Here is a 23,513-nt window from a genome sequence, read left to right as displayed (position 1 = left end):
AACAAATATATAAAAGGCATGTTTGTATAGTAAAATCAATCAATGGATCATGAAAGAGAATCTATGGAATGTACTTTTTAATCTATAAATCGCATATGACGCTTTATTTCCATCATGTTATCATGTGAAGTTAGTTTTTCTAGCAGAGTAAAGGCGACATCCAGTCCTGTAGCCGGGCCTGTTGAAGTAATAATATTCTCATCAACCACAATGTGTTGGTCGAGCACATTAATGCCCATTTCAGTTAATTGATGGCGCCGATGTCCACCCGATAAATCGTAAGTAGTTGCATTTCGATTTTTTAGCACCCCGCTTTTCCCAATTGGCATGGCGCCAACACATACCGAAGCGATTAACTTTCCCTGTTTGTTAAAGTCACGAATCAATTTAAGAAAACGCTCATCGTAGGCATCTTCATAAAAACCGGCTTCACCAAAGCCTCCCGGAATAGCAATCGCATCATAATCATCAATTTGAATGTCTTCAAATTTCATTTCCGGTTCAATAATCATATTCCACGTGCATTTTAATTTTGGGCGCAATCCTGCTGTCACAACTTCAACAGGTATGTCGCCTTCGAGGCGTGTCCAACCCAATACATCTGTAAATACAGCAGCTTCTAGCTCTTCAAAACCCTGACAAAGGAATAGTAGTACACGTTTCATAATTATTCAATTAAGATTTGGTATATGATAATGCTAAGATATCTATTAAATAAAAGCCCCATCTATTGATGAGGCTACTATTAGAATTTTACATGAAGAATAAATATACGACCGGAATGGCCAGACCTATTATTAGGTGCCATTTACCACGACCCGCCAAACCTTTCTTACCTTTGTTCATAAACAGGCCAGATACAGCAAAAAAGATAAGTGCAAAGGCAAAAATGTCGCCCATAATGGTCCATCCACCTACCTTGTTGTAATGAAGCTTATTAATGTAATAAATAAAGGGCTTTTTGCGATGTTCTTCGTATACCACTTTGCCTGATATGATTTCATATACACCGATGCCGCCATCAAGCATTAGACGATAATGCTCATCGTCAATGGGTAAAATGCGCTTTATTTTAGCTACATCATCTACTTCATCCCAGGCTTTTTCAATTTCTGTTTTATTAAGGTTAACTTCCAGTTGAATGGTTCCCTCAATGGTTTCATACGATGGGTCGGTTCCATCCATGTGGTTGAGTAAATAACCCGAAATACCATAAATGATTGTGATGCCAACCATCACAAAGCCTAAGTCACGGTGGATAATGCGCAACCATTTTCTGGCTGTTTTACTCGACCACCTCATAGTTCAGACCTTCTACAAAATAAATAGAGTAATGATCTTTATTGTTGGACTTCATCCAGGCGCGCATATCCTTAATATTACTCATTTCGGTAGCACATGTTTCAGCGGTTCCATCTTCCTTGGCTTTTTCATTGACTTCGTGTTCCATCTGGTCAATGTATTCTTTCGATAATTGACGCTCTTTAAGGATGCCTTCAACCTCAATGGTATTGCCTACTAAATCGCGATTAAAGCCTGTTATTTTTCCGCCAGCTTCAATACGAATGGTAAATTGTTCGTTGTCGCCTACCAAAAAGCAACGCTTGCCAGAGTGCTTGCAAGTATGTGTAACATGGCCTTTCACTTTAATGGTTTTCTCAACCAGACCATCGGCTTTCGCAAGTAAATTATCTACTGATACCGTTTGGATTGATTTAACATCAGATTCGGAAGTGTTTTTTTTGGATGATGAATTGCAAGCTATTATAGATATAGCCAGCAAAACAATGCTTACGATTTTTTTCATTGTGTGATACTTTAGTTTGTTGAATTGTCTGTGGTTTTGTTTAAAACCTGATGTTAAAACTACATATTTAGTGTAAATAAGAATTGCATTTGCCGAATTATTTACTCCTCGCAGTGTCACTTTAACAAACTGTTAACAAGATTCGAGAAAGGTGATTTGTGTTTTATGAAATTAGAGTGTCACCCATAATGCGCCAATGGGTGTCTTAATTATAGAATATGATTTTACTACCAATTTTGCCTTTTTGGTAACACGAAGACATTTTGGTCGTATATTTGTTGAATTCCAAAAAAAACAATAAACAAATTTGAAATTGTATCAATGCAATTTCGGTTTAAAACTAAAGCAGATGATGAAGAAAAACATTTTTGCCTTAATGATGCTTCTTATTTTTGGAGCAATAGGTGTAAGCGCTCAAATGCAAGAGCCTGTAAAGTGGAAGTTTGAAATCAAAGAGATCAATCAGTTTGAAGTACAGGTTGTTGCCATTGCAACAATTGAAGATGGTTGGAAAACTTACGGTTTAAATGTGCCTGAAGGTGGTCCGGTAGCAACTGAGTTTACTTTTGAAGATATGGTTAATGCGAAAGAGTTGAAAAAGCCTGTAGAGGTAATTAAACCAACTGTTAAGCACGACGAAGTCTTTGATATGGAAGTGCCTTATTTTAAGCACGAGGCGAAGCTTTCGCATAATGTGCGAATCACAAAGCGTCCGGCCACAGTAAAAGGGTATTTGACTTTTATGTGTTGCGATAACGAAACTTGTTTACCTCCTACTGATGTGGAGTTTGAGTTTCAGGTAAAGTAATTGAATGGAATATACATATCTTTTTAAAAAAAAGTCTCGCATTTGCGAGACTTTTTTTGTGACCTGTTTTTGACCAATTCTAATAAGATATTATAGCTAAGTCATAGTGTTGTTTCAATGTTTGTTCTTCCGAGCTTAAGCTTAGAAGCATCTTTCTTTGTTCAAGCATGTCAAACATTTCTTTATGCATTCCAAGTTGTTCAAAGTTTTTTGCCTTCCAAAAAGCTAAAGAAGGATCGTTAGGAATATAAACAGTAGCTGCTTCTAAATGGTTAAGCGATCTGTTGAACATGCGGGTTGACTTACGGGTTTTCTTATTCTTGCTAAGTAGTTTGTCGTCTTGAATGTTTTCCGCTCTAGCATATCTCTTGATGGCAAAACGATAATGTTGACGAGCCAACTCTTCAAATGATGCATTATCAGGGGTATCAAATTTTACATAAATTCTGGTTTCCATTGGTGTTGGTTCAGGAGTATCTTCTTTAAATTCAACAGTACCAGGCGCCCACATGCCATCTGTTTCTTTGATGCAGTCAACTACAGCTTGATACAGCTCTTTTGTTACATGATTTACTTCTTCAAAATCAGAAACGCTTCCATCTGTACTGATAGTAAATTCCACACCAACGGTTCCTTCGATGGGGTAATCAAAATCATTGACTAAATTTTTAACATCTAAGTTTTCCTCCAGGTAGCAACAAATCGGATTCTTTTTAACTGTTTCAACGGATTCAACTTTAACACCTGTAAAAACAGGGCTTGTAACTCGGCTATCAGCCAAATGAAAAACAGTTTTTCCTGTTTTGTCATTTTCAACAAGATAGGCTTTGCCGTCAATTTCGACAAACGCTTTGTCCCCTACCTGATAACCCGTATAGGTTTTGTCTCCTTTAAAGATAGGTACTTTTTTTGGTCCTTGAGCAAATATGCCAAGCACCAAAAAACACATTCCAATTGTTAATAACATCTTTTTCATGGCTTGTAGATTTAAATGAGTAGTAGTTTGTACTTTTAAGTAAGTTGATTGGGAGAGCGTTTTACTTAATAAAATACGAGAGCTAAATTACAAGCGGCAGCGTTGTGCAACATATCACATAAGTTGAAAATGCTTGTCTGTTTATATGTAAAATTGTTGCTAATTGATACTGATGTTGCTATACTGAAAAAATGAGGTATTAACTGTGAATTTTTAATTGATAATGTTAAAATTTATACTAGTTTTCAGGCTTAGGCAGATTCATTCTTTCAAAAAGTTGAGCATAACGGCTGTCGTTTCTTATGTTCCTTGAGAATGGGTATACATTGATGTAGGCAATGGGGTATGTTTTATTATCAATTGCCTCGTTAAAATACATAAATGCTTTATCATTATAACCTAAGCATGCTGCCATCATACCTATATAGAATGCATGATAATCTTGCTTTTGGACTTTTTCTTCATAGTAATTCCATATTTCTAATGCCTTTTTATTTTCGTTACATTGGGTGTAACAATAAATTCTATGCACGTCCCATTCTGATGTTTTTGGGAAGCGTTCGACAACTTCGATTGCTTGAATAAATTGTTTGCTTTCTATATAGAGCCAGCCAAGTGTTGCATGGGCATAATTGGTATTCTCATTAATAGCTAGTGCTTTGTAAGCATGGTGTTCGGCTTTTTTGTATTGCTTATTATTGAAATATAAAGCAGCAAGCCAAGCGTGGTAATCCGGGTAAATTGGATCAATTAAGGTGGCTTGTTTGGCGTGATAAAGCGATTGTTTCGTGTTTTGGAAAAGGTAATGATACCAGGCAAAGTGAGCATGTGCATCAGCATTATTTGGATTAACGGTAAGAGCTGTTTCAAATGATTCTTTCGCCAGGGGCCAATTCCAGTCTTTGTACAGGTACAGCATATATAAAGCAGTGTACGATTCAGCGATGGTGGGATCTAATTTAATGGCTTTTTTGGCGGCAGCTTCTGCACTTAAAAAAGAGCTTTCAGATTCAAACTGTCCATGCCCCATGGTGGCATAACCTAAGGCTAGTCCTGCATAGGCAAAAGGCTCGCCGGGGTCAATTTTTATGGCTTCATGCATATGTCCAATACCTTTGTTAAACCATTCCTGATTTCCCTGATGTATGGTAAACATGCCACGCAGGTATGCTTTATATACTTCAGGATTGACCTGTTGTTCCCGTAGCAACTGTTGCATCTCTTTTTTTGATATTCGAGCTTTCACAATATGAGCAATGTCTTTTGCTACTTTGTTCTGGATATTCAACACATTACTTAGATGGTCGTGATAGTTTTTAGACATTAATTGTCGTTCGCGAGGAATTGCTCGTATCGTCTTAATAATCAGATGTATGCTGTCTCCTGCCGAAAGAATAGAACCCTCAATGATGTTTTTTACATTTAGTTCTTTTGCGATATCTTTCAATAACATATTACTTTCTTTATATCGCTGAGTAGATTTACGAGAGATAACTCTGAGTGATTTTATTTTGCCTAATTCACCAATTAAGGCATCGTTTATACCACTCACTATGTAGTCGTTGTTCGAATTGCCCGTTAAATTTTCGAGCGGAAGCACGGCTACTGATGTTTTTGATGCAAAAGGATTTGCGACAATATAAAGTACTATAATGGCACAAATAGCGATAAGACTGATAAAAGTAAAACGCTTCTTTTTTCTGGTAGTTGTTTTTTTGTCTGTTGAGTAATAGGGAAGACCAGTAGAACTATAAATGTGATTGTCCATGGCCATTTTCTTCATATCGCCAGGTGACATATTGTAATGTCTTTTAAAGACCCGATTAAAATAACTAGGGTTTCTAAATCCAACTTGATAAGCTGTTTCCGAAACAGTAGTTGAGTTTTGTTCAAGTAATTCTCGTGCTTTCGAGATACGAATATGTGTAATGGTGTCACTTGCACTTTTCCCCGATATTTTAATCAACTTTCGGTGTAGCATTGAGCGGCTGAGTCCAACTTCCTTTGCCAATGATTCTACTGAGAAGTTTTCATTATCAATATTTTCCTCTATGGTGTGATGTACCTTTGAGAGAAATTGTTCGTCCATAGATTGATTGGCTTCCATGGCTGCGTTTTGCTGATTAGTGAATCAAATTCAAATAATTGATAAAGGTACGATTGAAGTTTATCAGATGACAAGTGCGCAGATGTTAAAAAATGATTGAAGATATAACTCGTCGGGAGATTACATTCATGCTGAAACTTTCTAAATTATTAACATTATAGCCATTTTTATTAGTTACGAACAAAGTATATTTGCTCCTCTAAATAAGTGATTATGATTAAAATGATTGTGTCTGATATGGACGGTACTTTGCTTAATTCAAATAAGCAATTACCAAAGGATTTTATTGAAGTTTATCAATTAATGAAAGCAGCTAAAATTCAGTTTGTAGTTGCCAGTGGACGTCAGTATTATACCTTGGTTGATGAGTTCGCTCATTTTGATCATGATATCGCCTACGTTGCCGAGAATGGAGGTTTTATTCACTGGGGCAATAATACTCAAACGATGAAACCAATGAAGGCTGGTGATGCCAAAGAAATGATCGAAACATTGCGTGAGCAAGAAGGTGTCAATGTCGTTTTGTGTGGTCAAAAAGGAGCTTATGTTGAGGCAGGTTTATCTGAGGAGTTTAATGTTGAGTTGCAGAAATATTACACCAAAAATCAGGTTGTAAAAAACTTGTTGGAAGTTGATGATGATATCTTAAAAATTGCGGTGAATGATTTCAAAAATCTCGAATCTTCGGTGTATCCTTTGGTTAAAGAGAAGTTTGACAGTGATTTTCAAATTAGCACATCGAGTCCAATTTGGTTTGATGTGATGCCTAAAGGAATAAACAAAGGAGAGGCGATTCAGCTACTTCAAAAAGAATTGAATATTCTCCCCGAAGAATGCATGGCGTTTGGTGATTATTTGAATGATTATGAGATGCTCCAGTCGGTGTATCATAGCTATGCCATGGATAATGCTCACCCGGAAATTAAATCGATTGCTCGTAATGTTACGGCAAGTAATGATGATAATGGTGTAATGGAGGCCATTAGACAGCAACTATTACATATGGCTGCGAAATAAGTAAAGGGCATTTATAATTTATAGCCCTTTCTTGAACATGTGTTATCATAGAGCTGTTTGTTGAGGATTAACTTTGTGTTTATTCTCTAATTAACTCTATACACATGAATTTTTTTTATATGTTGATGACTGCTCTTCTTATTTGCAGTTCAGGCTTTAGCCAATCATTTAACAAACAAGGGACTGTTAGTTACAAAACATTGTATAATGGCAATGAACGAGATGATATGCCATTGCTACATGTTCAATATGCCAAAAACTCGTCAAAAGTATGGCGCGATGCCCCGGATGTAAAACAACTTATTCCTGGATATGCCGAAGAGGCAGAGTTTATCGATTATACAAATCAGACAATTATCCAAATGGCATCTTTTGATGATGGAGATGTGTATAATTCTAAAATGGATTTTGATGACTTGCCAGGCTTAGAGTTTATGGGTGAAACCCGAACAATCAAAGGTTTCATCTGTAAGAAAGCCAAAGTAGTTATAAATTCTAACCATATTGATGTTTGGTATACCACCGAAGCTGGTATCCAGGGGACGCCGCAACCTAAGGTTGGTTATGTGCCAGGATTGGTATTGAGTGTTGTGCGAAATGGTAATTACGAAGTGTTAGCAAATAACATCAATATAAATCGGAAAAAGGCAAAAATATCTCTGTTGCCTAATCAGCTTGGAGAACAGGTTAGTAAAAATGAATTAGGTGATATTAAGCGGGCGAAAATGATTATCAGCACCCGAGTGTTTGACGATGAACAAATTTGCTGGGGCAAAGAAAAGATAGAGGTTGATGAGCCAACTCTCGATTCGGTGTATCACTTTGCAGGAGGAACGCTAATTGTTAAAAAAGTGAAGCTTCCCCAAACGCCTGATCACTATTCGGTATTTGCCGAGATAATGCAGTATAGTAATGGTGACGCTTATGATCGCACGGGCTCAGTGTTTGTGATTCCAACCGAGAAAGAGCAAAGCTTTTGGAATGGTTTAACCAAGGGAATGAATACACTGCCTATTTATTACGATGTTGATAGTCTCGATTATCAGGGTGTTGTTGTTAATAAGAAATATGATCCGATAGTTGAGATGGTGCGTTTCTTTACAACCTTTGGGGTGAGGCATTTCAACGATCGGGTGAAAATTAAAGATATCGAATGGGAAGATCACTCCGTATTTAAACAGGATGTATCTGAATTAAAACCATACCTGGAAGGTGAAGTTTTAATTGGTGCTTTTATTGGTAATTACGATAAAGGAGGTCATAAACTAACTCTCGATATAAAAGCATATCCGGGAAGTTTCGACTGGCTCGACGATTCTGGCAAAAATGTATATGTACAGCCACTTTTTAATACCTGCAATGTAATGGAGATGGGTGGTCAACGATATGGGACAATGTTTAAGAATGATAGTTTGACCGTTGATTTCTCTATTCCGGAAGGTGTTAAAAATTTACGATTGCGATACATTACAACCGGCCATGGAGGCTGGGGTGGTGGCGATGAATTTAACCCAAAGCAAAATGAAATTTTTATCGATGGTGAGCGGTTCTTTGTCTATACGCCTTGGAGAGCCGATTGTGCAGCATATCGAAAGCATAATCCGGTATCTGGTAATTTTTGGAATGGTATTTCATCGGCCGATTTAAGTCGAAGCGGATGGTGTCCGGGCACCGCTACTAATCCTGAGTATTTTGAATTGCCTGAGTTAAAGTCGGGCCGCCATCAAATGAAAGTGGCTATACCTATTGGCGAAAGTGCTGGAAACAGTTTTAGTGCCTGGAATATTTCGGGGATTATAATTGGAGAGTATGAATAAGAAATGAATCTTGAATAGTTGAAAGATCAATGTTGTATGGCATTGGTCTTTTTTTTGTTCTGAATATATAAAGGGCTATAAAAAAAAAGAGAGGACAGATACGTTTATCTGTCCTTACCCTTAAATCAGCTAACTAAATCCAAGTTTTATGAAAAAATCCATTACAAAGATGGGTATATTTTTGGGGTGTGCAATAGTATTTGCAATAAAAATATATGAATGCAATAAAATAAATAGGGGTACGGCAAATTATTACGTAAAAAATAGTCAATTGATACTTAAGGGTAGGGGGTAATTGATAAAATATACTGATTTGAAAAGTCTATTGAAGATTAGCGATCATTCGCTGGATTATTTCAGGAGTGAAATGCCAAAGTATGTATATGGATTTGCATTAAGGAAAGTATAAAAGATCAATGAGGAAATTATTGGTCTTTCTTTATTCTCGAATTTACAAAGGTCTATAAAAAAAGAGAGGACAGATACGTTTATCTGTCCTTACCCTTAAATCAGCTAACTAAATCCAAGTTTTATGAAAAAATCCATTACAAAGATGATGATATTTTTGGGGTGTGCAATGTGTAAAGTGTTAAAAAATTGTAAAAACAATGATAAATTTAGGGGTTGTGCCGTAGGGATTATCTTTTAATGCTGTTTTAGGCTATTCAAGGTGGGGGGTATATTGTTTAAAATGTGTAAAAATGGCGATTTTGCAAATTGAAATTAGGGGGTAGCAAGTATATTTTATAAATTACTTATGAATTTTGAATGTGATTAAGGGATTTATTGATAATTGACACTTTTTAATACTTATTGCTTCGAAGTTGGTATTTGAGCCATGTTTTTATTTAAAATCTTCAAACGAAGATGGAATAGCAGAGTACATATGCTTAATCCGAGAGGAAAGCCTAACCAAATACCAATTTCGCCAAAACCACCATGAAATGAAGCCCAGTAACTAAAAGGGATGGCAATTCCAAAATAAGAGATGGCTGTTAAAATACCAGGAATAGTTGCATCTGCCATACCTCTTAAAATACTGGAGTAGATTATTTGAAAGGCATCGAATACCTGAAAGATAACCAGAACAATTATCATATCAGAAGCTAATGAAATGACTTCGGCATCATTTGTAAATAATTGAGGAAGCCAATTGCGCAGTAAAATAAAGGCCGATGAAATAACAAGAACCATCGCCAATACTATCTGAAAAGAAGCGTTGGAAGCTCGTTTGATAAGACTCGGAACTTGTCGTGCTGTAAACTGACTGATTCGAATAGTAGTGCCAACACCAATACCTTGGTATAACATAAAACCAAAAGTTGAGAGGCTAATAACAATCTGGTGAGCGGCCAATCCTGTATCACTTAACCAGCCAATCATTATGCCTGCTAATATAAAAGCAGATGCCTCGGAAAACATGTGCAAACCCATGGGTACGCCGAGCTTAAAAATACTTTTAATAGTTTGTATTGCTTCGGTGGCGTTTACTTTAACTGCACTAACTCTTAAAGGCTTTAATTTTTTAATGAAAAGCATAATTATCAATGCCATTATTATTCTGGATAGCAAGGTTGACCAGCCGGCACCATTCAGTCCTAGTTGCGGAGCTCCAAACTTACCAAATATCAAAAGGTAGTTGCCGATAATGTTAATAACATTTGCTATTAATGTTACAACCATTGCCAATCGGGTATTCGAAAGCCCTTCAGCCAATTGCTTACCAGAAAGAAAAATCATTAAAGGAATAATGGATAAACTGATAATGCTAAAAAAGCTTCGTGATTGCTCAATAATGCTATCAGGCTGGTTCATTTCAGGCATAAAAATATAGAGCATCCAGCAAGTGAACGCAAGTAAAATGGCCATTATTGAATTGGTGATAATGGCCCCCGTTTTTAATGCTTTTAGTTGCTTGAATTTACTTTTGCCCATGGCCTGACCAACTAGAGGAGTGATGGCCATAGAAAATCCCATCCCAAAAATTAGCGGTAAGGCAAATAAGGTATTAGCAAAAGCTGCAGCTGCTAATTCGGTTTTTCCTAATTGGCCAATCATCATGTTATCAACCAATCCAACAGTAATTTGTCCAACTTGTGCGATGATAACAGGCAAAGCCAGTCTTTGTGTTTCGGCATAGTGTGGTCGAAACAAACGCCAGTAACGCTTCATATTCAATTGAATAATAAAATGTTTATACAATATGGGCGAGACCTTGCCCTTTAGTACACCTGCAACATTCAAGGCTTGCAAAACATGGTTTTGGGCTTCAAGGTGAGAAGCTTTGAATTGTTGGTCGTTAATGCACTAAAGTCGCCAAAGATTGGGTGCAAAAGTAATGCGTTTTTGTGTTAATTGGCGTTAAAAAAGTATGTTGATTTAAAATTTACTATCGATAGCTTTTTAATACGGTTTCCATTTTGCCGGCAGAGTCACTCAAGCCACCTATGCGATTTCGTATTAACCAAATGGTTTTATGACTATCGATTAAAGTTCGTAATTCGCCTTTCAACTCCATTTTCTTTTCACCTGGCAGGCCTGAGAATGAACCGTCGCTCGTTTCTAGTTTAGCTAATGCCTGGTTGCAAGCGTGAAGTGCCAGTTGAGCAGCCTGATTAACTTCTAAAATGATTATCTCTTTGTCACTGCTGGAAATTGAGGCGTTATTAAAAGCGACTAATTGTTGGTTAATGTATATAATGGTTTCAAGCGTTTTTTGCTTCGAAACATTTTTTAGCCATCTATCGGTGCGAATAGATTTTTGGTTTCGTTTCAATAATTGATGAAAAATATTGCTGTTTGAAGTAATTGCATCCATTTTAAGGTAGGCATTTCCCAGGTTGATGATAGCTTCTCCGCTTTGACCGGTCTTGTCTTTAAACACCTGAATAGATACATGTTTGGCAATATTGATATCTACATTGCTATCAACATTCCATGCCAGTGCTGCGCCATACAATAAACCAGGATAACACACTGATAAAGGTTGCCAATGCCCCTGGTCGCCCCAATTGGTATTTAAATAACCAGTTGCACCATATTTTTTACCATTGATAGCTGCATTTTTAAGATTAGCAAATCCGTTTTTATTTCTTCCAATAATGCTATTCCAGGTTGATGTGCCTGGACAAACGTAATAAGGCAAACCGGCTTCTTTAAATTTTTGACAGTTTTTATCGAAAGGATAATCGGCTTCGTAACCCCAAATAAGTGCCACCATGCTTTTAGGAAGTTCAGGAATCAGTTTGGGATGATGTAAAATAATATCACCCCAAAATTGTGTGCTACGACCGTATTTATCTATTTCCTTCTTTAGCTCTAATACATAATCGAGGTATACTCGGCCCTGGCCCAATTCGTGGCATAGAGCTTTTGATTTTCCAACACCCAGCTCAACAGTCTCGTCACATCCAATATTAAAATACTGGCTGCTAAAGTTGGGTAGTAATTCGGCATATAGTTCTTTCATTAAGTCAAGTGAGCCTGGCTCAACAGGACTTAAGCTGGTTTTTGACATCATACCCCAAATGGTTTTACCGGGCAAAGGAAGTTCGGCCAGATGCAGGTATTCCCCATGTTTAAGCCAGCGTTTCATGTGTCCAAAGGAATTCTGGTTGGGTACTAAATCAATGAAATGACGCTGACAATATGCATCTAGTTCTATTATTTCTTCAGCTGTCATCGGGCTGGCATCCTTCCATACTGTTTTATGGTTTTGGTAGGCAAAGGTATGTTCGGTGTATAGTTGTATTTCGTTTATTTTCCACGATGCCAGTTTGTCAATAATATCAATGAGCGTTATCATAGTTGGCACTTTGTCGCGACTAATGTCAAGCATTACACCGCGTCGTTTAAAATCCGGCTCGTCATCTATTGTTAAAGTAGGCCAATACCCGGCTTCTTCGGCAAAACTCCCGATTTGCTGTATAGTAAGCAGGCCGTTATAGAGGCCTATTTTGCTTCCTCCAATTAATCGGATGTCATTTTTACTGATGCTTAACTTATAAGCCTCTTCTCCAAGTGTATTGTCTATTTTGCTTGTTATTAAAGACGATGAAATGTTGAAATCCACTGGCGATAATTGTGCCTTAATGCCTGTTTCTTCCAGCGAATGCAAAATATTTAGTAATGGTTTGCTGTATTGCGCTTCGTTTGTAGGGATGTAGATATTTCCAAAAGCCCTTTCTAGTTTTCCTTCGTTAATTTCAATTGATTTTGGGGCTGGTAATAAATAGTGATGAATATCAAGAGCATATCCGGAAGAAAAAGTAAAGACGAGTAATAGCAGGACAAAGCTTCGCATAATTACAAGGATTATCGATGAACAACCGAAATTAGTAAATACGCTAAAGAATTCAATTACTATGATGATAAATAGTTTCTGGAGTTTGAAATTACGAATATAAACTTGTGAGCATTTACGAAAGCATTAGCTTTGTTAATACGATTGAATTAAACGAATATGTACACATTTATAGGAGCGATTGTTGCTTTAATTTTGGGCTTTGTTTTTTATGGAAAATTTATCGAGCGTTTTTTTGGTGCCGATGATGCAAATCCAACGCCGGCCATTAAGAAGGCTGATGGTGTTGATTTTTCGCCCATGCCCACCTGGAAAGTATTTACCATACAGTTTTTAAATATTGCCGGATTGGGACCGATATTCGGAGCGATTTTGGGAGCGATGTATGGCCCAATGGCATATTTGTGGATTGTGTTTGGCTGTATCTTTATGGGGGCCACACACGATTATTTTTCGGGTATGTTATCCATCCGTCACGGAGGAGCCAGTATTCCTGAGATTGTTGGCAAATATCTGGGTAAAGGATTCCAGAATTTCCTGCGTGTTTTTACCTTATTGCTTTTGATTTTTGTTGGTGTTGCCTTTGTATCGGGGCCAGCTGGTTTGTTAGCGAACCTTACAGGTGGAGGATTAAGCATTTGGTTATATGTAATTTTTGCCTACTACCTTGTTGCAACCCTTCTGCCAATCAATAAGATAATTGGTAAAATATATCCGTTTTTTGGTGCTGCCTTAATAATTATGGCATTGGCAATTGCCGGAGCAATGTTGTTTGGTAGAGCTTCCGGGACCGTCAATATGCCTGAATTATCTGTCGCCAGTTTTGCTAACTGGCATCACCATCCTGCTGAGAATATTCTATTTCCAATGATGTTTATCGTCATTTCGTGTGGAGCCCTAAGTGGCTTCCATAGTACACAGGTACCCCTGATGGCACGTACCATTAAAAAAGAAAGTTACGGCCGGTATGTATTTTATGGAGCGATGATTGCGGAAGGTATTGTGGCTATTATTTGGGCGACCGCTGCCATGACTTTCTTTGGTGGGGCTGAAGGGTTAAACTTAACCATGCAATTAGATGGCCATAATCCAGCTTGGGTAGTCAATGAAATTAGTATTGCCTGGTTGGGAAGTATAGGGGCGATTTTCGCTATAATAGGCGTTATTGCTTGTCCTATTACCACGGGTGATACTGCTTTTAGAAGTGCGCGACTAACCATTGCCGATGTGTTTAAATTTGACCAATCTACAATTAAAAAGCGATTGATTATCAGTATTCCATTATTTGCTGTAGGCTTTCTTTTATCGCAATTGGAGTTTGCAACTATCTGGAAATATTTGGGTTTGTCTAATCAAATATTGGCAGTGGTTGTACTTTGGACCGGCGCAATGTATTTGGCTAAGGTTAAAAAGCCACACTGGTACCTTTCATTACCAGCTGTTTTTATGACAGTTGTTTGTGTCATCTATCTTTTGGTTGCTCCACTAAAAAATGGAGGGTTTGCAATAGATACTAACATTGGAATGAGTATTGGTATTATCAGTGGAATATTTGCCCTTATTCTTTTCATATATCGGGCTAAGAACAGTGTATTAATCGTTCAAGAAGTATAGTGATGGCAATTTCAAAAGAAACGGTTCAACAGCTGATCAGCCTTTGTAGTATTCACACAGAGGCATTTGAATGCGATTTTGTACTTAATGATGAACTTATTAGTGCAGGTGCAAGCAATGGTTTAGCTGCCTGGTGTTATGCTCAACATAAAAATGGACATCTTAGGTGTTTAGATGAATCTTCGCTTAAGCAATGGAAAAGCATTTATTTTCAGAATACTATTCAGTACCAAAAGTACTTAGCCGTTTATAATAAAGTGAGTCAGTTACTAAGAGATGCCGGTATTCCTGTGATGGCTTTGAAAGGCATAGCACTCGCCAGTAGTTTGTACCTCGATGATGGCTTGCGACCAATGGGAGATGTTGATATTCTCGTTCCCGAAGGTAGTGGTTTTGATGCACTAAAAGTACTGCTTAGTAAAGGAGCGGAGCCAGTAGTGGTTCCTCGTTCTAGATATCATGAACAGGTCGATGCTCATGTACGTGCCATAAAGATTGATGGCGTAATGGTTGAGATACATCAGCGATTATTTACATTAGGCAGCAACTACCATACACCTGAGGTAGACTTCTTTAATCATGCCATTAGCATCAATAAGCAAGGGCATGAAATTGTTCGATTAAACGATGTGATGATGGCATATCATTTGGTGGCTCATGCCATTAAAGGAATCGAGATGGGGGGCTTGAGACTAGGTTGGTTGCTTGATGTTGCTTTACTGTTTAATTCGGTGAAAGATAGGCAGGGATTTATCGAACAAGTGTTGGAAATAAAGCCACAAAAAAGGCAAGAAATGCTTGAGTTCATTAATATGTGTTTTTTGCTGATGCCAGGGCAAAAAGGGATACAAGAAAATGATGGGGAAGAGGTTTTAAGGAAAATAACCCGTTTAGTTAACGATCATGACCATTCAAAAGAACATCGCCTGATTAATCTGAAACATTTGGTTAAAACACCTGGCGTGGCAATGAAGTGCCGCTTATTGTTTTATGAGTTTTTTCCACAAAAAGCTTACATGCAATTTCGCTATAACACAATGGTTAATGAGCCATTGTGGCGCATGTACCTTAAACGCATATTAAGAAGATAATTTATATTGCAGCATTAACCAATACACCTGATGCCATGAAAAACCAAACAGCTCTCTTGATTATTGATATGCAAAAGGGTTCTTTTACCTCGGCAACGCCTCGCTTCGATACCCATGGAGTGATTAAACGCATTAATGAGCTGGCCTCAATTTTTAGAGGAAGGCAATTGCCTGTTTTTTTTATTCAGCACGATGGGACAGGAACAGGTGAATTTGAGAAGGGTACACCAGAATGGGAGAACTTGGATGAATTGTTTATTGAAGCATCCGATTATCATATAGATAAGTACGCTAATGATGTATTTTATCGCTCGGATTTACAGATGGAACTACAGACGCAAGGTGTTAGTGAATTAGTGGTAATGGGGTGTGCTACCGATTTTTGCGTTGAGTCAACCGTACAATCAGCACTAACAAAAGATTATGAGGTGCTCGTGGTTAGTGATGGACACACAACAGGCAATCGGCCACACCTCAAAGCAGAAAGCTTGATTGAACATTACAATTGGGTTTGGCAAAACATGATACCAACCAGGGGCAGTATTAGGGTTAAAAGCTTTGAACAAATTAAGAACGATATGCTTAATTAATTGTTGAAACTTTAAACATTTGTTGTTATGACTGTACAGGAAAAAGCTAAGGAAATACATGCTCAATTAAGCAAAGAAGGTACCAAGCTAGGTGACTTGCGAAAGATAGCTAAAGAAATAAAGAAGGATCATGATCTGGCAATGGAGCTGTGGTCATTCGGTGCTTTCTTCTCACAGCAACTGGCCATATTAATAATGGACAAAAAGTTACTGACACAAGATGTAATTGAACAATTATCTGAAGATATTGAGCAGCATAATCTCTCGCATCGAACACATTTGGCCGACTGGCTAATGGCTAACCAGCTTGTGAAGGATAAGAAAACAATTGCTTTACTGGAGTCGTGGGGCGATAGTTCTTTTGCCATACAACGCCGCTTATACTGGTATTATCAGGGACGTTTAAGGTGGACAGGAAAGACAGCGTATGAAAATACTGAAACATTATTGAATAATATAGAAAATAAGCTGGCTGGTGAAGTGCCCGAAGTACAATGGGCCATGAATTTTACAGCTGCCTGGATTGGTATATTTGATGTTGAATATCGCCCAAGATGTATTGCTTTAGGTGAAAAGTTAGGACTTTATATAGAGGAAAAGCCCTCAAAAGGTTGTATACCAAATTATTTGCCAGAGTTTATTCGCATTGAAGTAGAAAAACGAAATAAGTAAAGCCTAATGTTCTTCAAAGATTTTCTTTTGATGCTCAACACCCCATTGGTATAGTACATAAATTACCGATTAGCAACCTTTACCATATTCAGTAATACTATAAATAACTGTCACAGGTTATGTGTCAATTACCTTTGCTCTTAATGGGTTGTCTATTTATAGTTGCTTTGATTTTACCAATAGTATTTTAGGAGTGATGTCACCAAGCATACACTGAAATTCCTTAAAGCCAGATAGAATATCTATACATTATAATTCCTGATAAACTGGTATGATCGCTTTCTCCTGTTTGGCGAAAAATTCTTTCGTAGCCGAATAATTACGGGTGAAACCCAAAAAGAAACCTCCGCCTCCTGAGCCGCATAATTTCAGCGTATACAATTTGTTTTCCAGTCCTGATTTCCAATGGGATTGTATGTTCTCAGGAATCATCTCCTTAAAATATTCTAGCTGAAAGTGAGAAAGTTGAGTGAGGCTGTCAAACATTTCTTCTAGTTGCCCATTAAGCATTGTTTTAATACACTGGTTTGTTAATGGAATCAATTTATCGTCAATTCTGTTTTTGAATGCATCATTTTTAGTTTTATCCATAAACAGTTTAACTAAAGGTGCTGTCTTTCCTGTCGTTCCTGCATCTACCAAAAAGATGGCATCTTCATGAAGTATGTCTCTTCGTGGAATGCCAACCGACGATATATGATGTGCATTTTCAAGAACAATGGGGTGTTTTAAGTAGCATATTAAAGGATCAATACCCGAACTGGTACCGTGGTAAAAGGATTCGATTTGCGCAAAGGCTTTTTTAAGTTGAAAGAGTTTATCATCGCTAATACCAGCTGATGCTTCAATTTTATCAAGTGCATAGGCATTGTATAACGAAGCAACTAAAGCTCCGCTACTTCCAAGGCCGTAACCTTCTGGTATGGAAGATTCAAAAAATAGGCCATTATCAAGGTCATCAGCAAGTCTGGAAGTATCAATGTTGGTAACTAGCTCTTTATTGCGTTTTAACTCCGAAATGAAATCAAAAAGTTCTTTTAGTTGCAGATTTGATTGTTTGGCAAAATTAAGATTGGTGTAGCTGTTGTTGTTAATAAATCGCAGCTCACCATTGAAGTGAGAGTATGGGATGGTTAAACCCATTGATCCAAGTATAATACTATATTCCCCAAATAGCATCACCTTTGAATAAAATATATCTTTCTTGTCCTGTGTTGACATGTTGGTTTCTTTCCTGGTTTATTGAATTGATATTTGATCATAGATGACCTCTTCATTATCACATAACGGACGTAAATGTTCTTCAATAAATGGATGAACGATTTTACTTTGAGATCCTGGATAAATAAGGTGGACATTGGGTCCCGCATCTAAGGTGAAGGTTATAGGTATATGATGATGATCTCTGAATTTATGAATTCGTTTGATAACTCTTAACGACTCAGGTGCCATTAATGTATAGGCAGGTGTTGAACTCATCATAAGGCCATGCAGGCTTAAAGCTTCTTCTTCACAAACACAGGCAAAAGCATTAAAATCACCATGTCGTAGTGCATTAAGCAGTAATTCAGTGTTTCTGTTGGCTTGTTTTATACGACCTTCGCGATAGGGATGGTTCTCCATTAACTGATGACCAACAGTACTGCTGACTGCTTTGGCACCTTTCCGAATGACCAGAATAGTATCCTGAAGTTCATTGAAATCAGGATGTACTACATTGTTGATTTCAATACCATAATGCTTGGATGAATTGCTGATGTGTGGTGTATCGCCCCAAAGAACCCATCCTTTCATAGTTGAACGGCAGGCACTTCCAGACCCCAGTCGAGCCATTTCTGAAATAAGTTTATCCTCATTTTGTGTAAAGGCATCAGCATTAATGTTCTTCTGAATTTGATACAAAGCCATCGCAATGGAAGCCATCGAACTGGCCGATGACGCAATACCACTTGAATGCGGAAAGGTATTGGCACTTTCAATGCTTAATGTACCGCTTTTTAAAAAGGGTAGAAAAGAACCAATTCGTTCAGTTAGGGTATTCAGCTTTGGCAAGAAGGAATCTTTTCTTTTACCTTCAAACAAAAAGTTGATCTCTAAAGGCAATTTGCTCCATTGGTACTTTATGGTTGTATTAGTAACTGCTTTGGATAAGGTAAAACTGATGCTTGGGTTCAATGGTTCCTGAATTCCTTGCTTACCCCAATATTTTACAATGGCTATATTGGATGGCGCCACACCTTCGGCTCTGAATAGCTTATTTTTGTTAATGACATCCATTTTAACTGATTTTAATATCGTTATACTTAAAAATGGTGTTTAAGCTTTTACTTTCGAAATAATTTCGAATATACAATTCGCTTTCTTCGCTTACCACCATCATAAAATCACCACCCCAGGCACCCAATGTTTTAATGTAACCTTTAAAATCATTAAAGTGTTCAATTTTTACTGGATTTAATTGAACGATTTGTCCGATTGCTTTTTCATGTTCTTCTATTAATTGGCCAAAATGATTCAAATGACGGCAACACAACATTTCTTCAGTTATGCTATTAATTTGTTTAATGGACTCTAAGTCAATATGAGATTTGTCAAAACGAGCGATTTCTTTTTGGCTATTTTGTTTATTACCCGAATACACAAAATAAATATGATTGGAAAAAGACGGATTAAACTCTACTTTTTCAACCTTAGGGGCATCATTGATAAGTTGATAAATGATAGGCGAAGTAGCTGTTGAACAGGCAATGTCGTATCCTGAGCCGCCAAAAGTATCTTGGAGCAAATGGTATGGATGAACCCCCAACCATTGCGATAACAAAGAAATTAGTGTAGAACTGCTTCCCCAACCCCAATCTTTATCAAACTCAAGATGTGTTGTTATTGCTTTGTTTCGAAATAGCTCGAGTATGTCAGGTCGATAAGTAACGCAAGTTCTTAAGATATCGGCCAATTTTTGAGCTAATTTTGTTTTATCCGTTTTAATGGCTTCAAGTGTTTCATTAAACTCTACCTGAAACCAGTTGCCACCTGGCATTGTTGCCTCCCATGAAAGAAAACAAGACTTATTCGGTTTGATAGTTAATTTTTGTCCGTATTTTAAAGGTAATGCTAAGGCTTTGGCACCTGATAGAACAAGGTATTCACCAGATAGCAGAAGCTTTCCATGCGCATAATATGATTCAATTCCGTTTTGCATTTATCCCCGATGATTGTTCAAAAAACTTTCGACTAATGAGTAACTAACCACGCTATCTTTAAAATGTTTGATGGCAATTTCTTTTTCACTTTTACTGGCTTCTAATGCATTTAGTACATTGCTCAGGTGTAGCTTCATATGTCCTTTTTGAATGCCAGTGGTTACCAATGATGCAACAGCTCCAAAGTTATTGGCCATACCAGCAGAAGCAACAATTTGCATTAATTTCTCAGCAGTTGGCTGATGGAGAATTTCCATGGCGGCCTTTGCCAGTGGATGTGTGTTGATTAATCCTCCAACAGTGCCTAATGCTAACGGAACGGTTAATGTGTAGTTAAACTCAGATTCACTTACATCAATGGATGTTAATGAAGCATATTTCCCGTTACGAGAAGCGTATGCTTGAGCGCCGGCTTCTATAGCTCTGAAATCATTGCCTGTAGCCAGTACTACTGCATCAATACCATTGAAAATACCCTTGTTGTGCGTAACGGCGCGGTAAGGATCATTAATTGCGATTTCAACAGCTGTTTTAAATCGCTGAGCAAACTCAAATGCAGAATAATTACCAGCATAAGGACTTAGTTGTTCAATGGGGCACGAGACTTTACATTCAACCAAACATTCAGGCGTGTAGTTACTTAAGATGGACATAACAAGCTTTGCTTCATCATTATGATTTAAGGCATCGTGCTGATTAATGAAATCGATTAAGTAAGGAGCAATGGTTTCGAGACAGGTATTAATAAAATTGGCACCCATCGAATCGGCGGTTTTAAACTTTATCAATGCCTGATGGGTGCTAGTCATGTTGTCGATGCTCAAAAAATCGATATCAACAATACCGCCACCTCGTTCGCGCATTTTTCTGGTAATGCCTTCTGAAGCCGATAGGATTCGTTTTTTTATTTCATCTTTATAAGTAATGAGTTGCTTTGTTTCGCCTCCCCAGGTAAAAAAAATCTGTCCGTTTTTAATTGTGTTAATAACCTTTGTTTGAAAGCCGCCGTTTTTTGACCAAAAACCAGCTGCCTTGGAAGCTGCTGCTACCACCGAACTTTCTTCAATTACCATGGGTACGATAAATAGCTCATCGTTTATCAGAAAATTAGGAGCCAGACTAAACGGCAAATAATAATTTGAGATGACATTCTCTGAAATATCATTAAATAAATGTTGCTTTTCGGGATGTATATATTCCGAAAATGAGTTGGCTAATTGTGGTGCTAATTGTTGTTGCTCAATCAGCACTTTTACTTTTTCTTCCCGGCTTAATTTTGAGAATCCTTTTATTGGTGATTGCATATTAGGGCTGTTTTACTTTTAAGAAATTATTGGCCAGACTCCATCCTTGCTCTATCTTTTCGATATAAGTACGTAATTTTTCGTAATCGCCCATTGCATGTCTAAGAAAAGCTGAACCCATCCCGTAAAAGGCAGGTAGTTTTGCAATAGACGTGAGATAATAGCCATCCAAGAGGCTTGAGATACCGCCCGAAATGATCAGTTGCTTAACACAAATATTCTGCTCTGGCAATTCAGAAAGCAATTCATTAATCGTTAATGTCATTTCTTCAGCGGTATGTCCTACATGAATAAAAGGATTAAATACCTCGGCTGCTATCGCATTAGAACGGTTTAGCTCAACAAGCGAGAAATTGGTTCCGCCCATAGCTGCAAACTCAATGGCCTCAATCGGTAATTGCAACAAATGACGAAGACTTTCCTTGCCAAATCCCTGACCAACTTCTTTCACGATTATTTTAAGTTTGGTCAGTTCCAGAAAATCCTGAATTAAATCAGTGGCAGGTCGTTTTTGTTGATCACCTTCAGGCTGAAAAGCTTCTTGCAATGGATTGATGTGAATGATTAAACCATCGGCATCCAGCTTATTGACTAACTCGCCAAGCTTATCGCTACTGCCTTCTGTCAACATTGATTCTAATTGACAAATACCAATATTGGCAAAAAGAGGAGCGTGTTCACCCATTATCGGACGTACATTGAAATCATTAAAATGCTCAGGTGAATCCAAAAGTATTCGGCACGAACCAAGACCCATACCAAGCCCAAATTCAGCACAAGCCTGAGCCAGATTCTTGTTGATGGTTCCAGCTCGTTTGGTGCCACCTGTCATACTTGATACCCATAACGGTAAGCGCATTTTACGACCAGCAAAGTCATACTCTTGCTTCACTTTGGAATGTGTGCCAAATAAAGGCTCATATTCAAATCGATTATCAACTTGCTTGCCTTCTAATCGTGAGCTAAATGCCAGGTCTATATGATCGCGCTTCCTGTCTTCCATCTAATGTGGTTTTGTTTAATTATGGTAAAAATAAGCTGAACTTATTCCAATCCCAAATGCTTACCGATAACAATGCGCAAAATTTCGGATGTTCCTTCACCAATCTGCAATATGCGTTGATCGCGATAGAAGCGTTCAATGGTTGAAGATTTTAATAATCCCTGCCCTGAGAATATCTGAACAGCTTCATCTGCAATTTCTTTGGCAATATCGCTGCAATATAATTTAGCCATGGCAGCTTCTTTGCCAAATGGTTTACCAGCATCTTTTAAGGCGCAGGCATTGTACAGGGTGTTGCGAGCCAGTTCAAGCTTTAGAGCCATGTCGGCCAGCTTAAACGATATTACCTGGTATTGAGCAATGTTTTTACCAAATTGCTCACGCTTTTTAGCATATTCCATCGCCATTTCAAAGGCCCCTTGTGCCAGGCCAAGCCCCATGGCCGCAATGGATAAACGACCTGAATCAAGTGTTTTAAGCATTTGCCCCAATCCTTTGTCCTGCTTGCCCAGAAGTTGGTCTTTTGATACCTTAATGTTATTAAAGTTTAACTCGGCAGTATCAGAAGCACGCCACATCATTTTGCCGTACATACGCTTTGTTTCGAAACCTTCACTATCTCTGTCTACTAAGATGGTTGAGAATCGTTTTTTGCCATTGTCACTGGTGACAGCTAACACGGTAACTCCTTTCATTAACTCATTGCTACCATTGGTGATGTAGCGTTTGGTGCCATTAATCAGCCAGGCATCTTCTTTGTCTTCGGCAATGGTTTGAACACCTTGAGCATCGGAGCCAGCACTTACTTCGGTTAAACCAAAGGCCCAAAGTCCCTCACCGGAAGTAAGCATAGGTACATATTTTAGGCGCTGCTCTTCGGTACCGAAATTATAGATCGGTGCCAGTCCGAGGCTGTTGTGGGCAGCCATGGTAGCGGCCTGTGAACTGTCTACGCGTGCCAGTTCCTCTACAGCAATGATGTACGATAAAGTGTCAAGGCCTTGGCCACCATGTTCTTTCGGAATATCAATTCCGTATAAACCTGCTTGTCCCATTTTTTTGGATAGCTCTGTTGAGAAGGTTTCATGCTCATCTAATTCGGCGGCCAATGGTTTAATTTCTTTCTCGGCAAATGCTCTGACTTTCTGCCTGAATGCTTCGTGTTGTTCGGTACTTAATATTGACATATGATTGTATTTCTTTT

The 23,513-nt window shown here is 38.0% G+C and carries 20 protein-coding genes; 7 read left to right on the top strand and 13 right to left on the bottom strand.

The features are described from left to right. Positions 1 to 77 precede the first annotated feature (77 nt). The 3 genes from JIV24_RS00390 to JIV24_RS00380 all read right to left on the bottom strand — a co-directional run bounded on the left by JIV24_RS00390 (position 78) and on the right by JIV24_RS00380 (position 1,807). Positions 78 to 665 (bottom strand): DJ-1/PfpI family protein, encoded by a 588-nt coding sequence (locus JIV24_RS00390; protein ID WP_200463008.1) that lies wholly within the window; start codon positions 663 to 665, stop codon positions 78 to 80. A gap of 88 nt (positions 666 to 753) precedes the next feature. Then, positions 754 to 1,302 carry a PepSY-associated TM helix domain-containing protein gene (locus JIV24_RS00385; protein ID WP_200463007.1) on the bottom strand — a complete coding sequence of 183 codons (549 nt, stop codon included), beginning with the start codon at positions 1,300 to 1,302 and terminating at the stop codon, positions 754 to 756. Continuing rightward, positions 1,286 to 1,807: a hypothetical protein gene (locus JIV24_RS00380; RefSeq protein ID WP_200463006.1), complete on the bottom strand. Its 522-nt coding sequence runs from the start codon at positions 1,805 to 1,807 to the stop codon at positions 1,286 to 1,288. The genes JIV24_RS00385 and JIV24_RS00380 overlap by 17 nt, the downstream gene beginning before the upstream one ends. 349 nt (positions 1,808 to 2,156) lie before the next feature. Between JIV24_RS00380 and JIV24_RS00375 the strand changes: the two genes are divergently transcribed. Then, positions 2,157 to 2,615: a protein-disulfide reductase DsbD domain-containing protein gene (locus tag JIV24_RS00375; RefSeq protein ID WP_200463005.1), complete on the top strand. Its 459-nt coding sequence runs from the start codon at positions 2,157 to 2,159 to the stop codon at positions 2,613 to 2,615. A 79-nt stretch (positions 2,616 to 2,694) separates the two neighbouring features. On the opposite strand, the gene JIV24_RS00370 is transcribed toward JIV24_RS00375, so the two are convergent. Together JIV24_RS00370 and JIV24_RS00365 are read right to left on the bottom strand one after the other, a co-directional pair. Next, entirely contained in the window at positions 2,695 to 3,591 is an 897-nt protein-coding gene (locus JIV24_RS00370; RefSeq protein WP_200463004.1) for an energy transducer TonB, read from the bottom strand. 238 nt (positions 3,592 to 3,829) lie between these two features. Next, on the bottom strand, positions 3,830 to 5,698 hold the full coding sequence (locus tag JIV24_RS00365; RefSeq protein WP_200463003.1) for a helix-turn-helix domain-containing protein: 1,869 nt from the start codon (positions 5,696 to 5,698) through the stop codon (positions 3,830 to 3,832). Between the two features lie 213 nt (positions 5,699 to 5,911). On the opposite strand from JIV24_RS00365, the gene JIV24_RS00360 reads away from it, so the two are divergent. Both JIV24_RS00360 and JIV24_RS00355 read left to right on the top strand, forming a co-directional pair. After that, entirely contained in the window at positions 5,912 to 6,715 is an 804-nt protein-coding gene (locus tag JIV24_RS00360) for an HAD family hydrolase (protein WP_200463002.1), read from the top strand. A 104-nt stretch (positions 6,716 to 6,819) separates the two neighbouring features. Further along, positions 6,820 to 8,532, top strand: coding sequence for a PNGase F N-terminal domain-containing protein (locus JIV24_RS00355; RefSeq protein WP_200463001.1), 1,713 nt, complete (start codon positions 6,820 to 6,822; stop codon positions 8,530 to 8,532). 810 nt (positions 8,533 to 9,342) lie between these two features. Here the strand turns inward: JIV24_RS00355 and JIV24_RS00350 are convergent. Both JIV24_RS00350 and JIV24_RS00345 read right to left on the bottom strand, forming a co-directional pair. Beyond that, positions 9,343 to 10,704, bottom strand: coding sequence for an MATE family efflux transporter (locus JIV24_RS00350; RefSeq protein ID WP_200463000.1), 1,362 nt, complete (start codon positions 10,702 to 10,704; stop codon positions 9,343 to 9,345). A gap of 217 nt (positions 10,705 to 10,921) precedes the next feature. Beyond that, the gene (locus tag JIV24_RS00345; protein ID WP_200462999.1) at positions 10,922 to 12,835 is read right to left on the bottom strand and encodes a beta-N-acetylhexosaminidase; all 1,914 of its coding nucleotides are present in this window, start codon (positions 12,833 to 12,835) and stop codon (positions 10,922 to 10,924) included. A gap of 159 nt (positions 12,836 to 12,994) precedes the next feature. On the opposite strand from JIV24_RS00345, the gene JIV24_RS00340 reads away from it, so the two are divergent. The 4 genes from JIV24_RS00340 to JIV24_RS00325 are packed head-to-tail and all read left to right on the top strand — an operon-like array spanning position 12,995 to position 16,802. Then, positions 12,995 to 14,449: a carbon starvation CstA family protein gene (locus JIV24_RS00340; RefSeq protein ID WP_200462998.1), complete on the top strand. Its 1,455-nt coding sequence runs from the start codon at positions 12,995 to 12,997 to the stop codon at positions 14,447 to 14,449. A gap of 2 nt (positions 14,450 to 14,451) precedes the next feature. Further along, positions 14,452 to 15,540 carry a nucleotidyltransferase family protein gene (locus tag JIV24_RS00335; protein WP_200462997.1) on the top strand — a complete coding sequence of 363 codons (1,089 nt, stop codon included), beginning with the start codon at positions 14,452 to 14,454 and terminating at the stop codon, positions 15,538 to 15,540. Between the two features lie 35 nt (positions 15,541 to 15,575). Next, positions 15,576 to 16,130 carry an isochorismatase family protein gene (locus tag JIV24_RS00330; RefSeq protein WP_200462996.1) on the top strand — a complete coding sequence of 185 codons (555 nt, stop codon included), beginning with the start codon at positions 15,576 to 15,578 and terminating at the stop codon, positions 16,128 to 16,130. A gap of 27 nt (positions 16,131 to 16,157) precedes the next feature. Next, a complete protein-coding gene (locus JIV24_RS00325; protein ID WP_200462995.1) occupies positions 16,158 to 16,802 on the top strand; it encodes a DNA alkylation repair protein in 645 nt (214 codons plus the stop codon). Positions 16,803 to 17,051: 249 nt separating this feature from the next. On the opposite strand, the gene JIV24_RS00320 is transcribed toward JIV24_RS00325, so the two are convergent. The 6 genes from JIV24_RS00320 to JIV24_RS00295 are packed head-to-tail and all read right to left on the bottom strand — an operon-like array spanning position 17,052 to position 23,496. Beyond that, positions 17,052 to 18,023: a mevalonate kinase family protein gene (locus JIV24_RS00320; protein WP_200462994.1), complete on the bottom strand. Its 972-nt coding sequence runs from the start codon at positions 18,021 to 18,023 to the stop codon at positions 17,052 to 17,054. An 18-nt stretch (positions 18,024 to 18,041) separates the two neighbouring features. Then, positions 18,042 to 19,079, bottom strand: coding sequence for a diphosphomevalonate/mevalonate 3,5-bisphosphate decarboxylase family protein (locus tag JIV24_RS00315; RefSeq protein ID WP_200462993.1), 1,038 nt, complete (start codon positions 19,077 to 19,079; stop codon positions 18,042 to 18,044). Position 19,080: 1 nt separating this feature from the next. Further along, positions 19,081 to 20,001: a GYDIA family GHMP kinase gene (locus tag JIV24_RS00310; protein WP_200462992.1), complete on the bottom strand. Its 921-nt coding sequence runs from the start codon at positions 19,999 to 20,001 to the stop codon at positions 19,081 to 19,083. Further along, entirely contained in the window at positions 20,002 to 21,306 is a 1,305-nt protein-coding gene (locus JIV24_RS00305; protein WP_200462991.1) for a hydroxymethylglutaryl-CoA reductase, read from the bottom strand. Between the two features lies 1 nt (position 21,307). Continuing rightward, positions 21,308 to 22,309 (bottom strand): beta/alpha barrel domain-containing protein, encoded by a 1,002-nt coding sequence (locus tag JIV24_RS00300; protein ID WP_200462990.1) that lies wholly within the window; start codon positions 22,307 to 22,309, stop codon positions 21,308 to 21,310. 41 nt (positions 22,310 to 22,350) lie between these two features. Then, the gene (locus JIV24_RS00295; RefSeq protein ID WP_200462989.1) at positions 22,351 to 23,496 is read right to left on the bottom strand and encodes an acyl-CoA dehydrogenase family protein; all 1,146 of its coding nucleotides are present in this window, start codon (positions 23,494 to 23,496) and stop codon (positions 22,351 to 22,353) included. Positions 23,497 to 23,513 lie beyond the last annotated feature (17 nt).

It is taken from the genome of Carboxylicivirga marina, assembly GCF_016612505.1.
GTDB classification, from domain to species: domain Bacteria; phylum Bacteroidota; class Bacteroidia; order Bacteroidales; family Marinilabiliaceae; genus Carboxylicivirga; species Carboxylicivirga marina.
The sequence above is the reverse complement of the archived record's forward strand: the minus strand, read 5'-3'. Positions and strand labels throughout refer to the sequence as shown.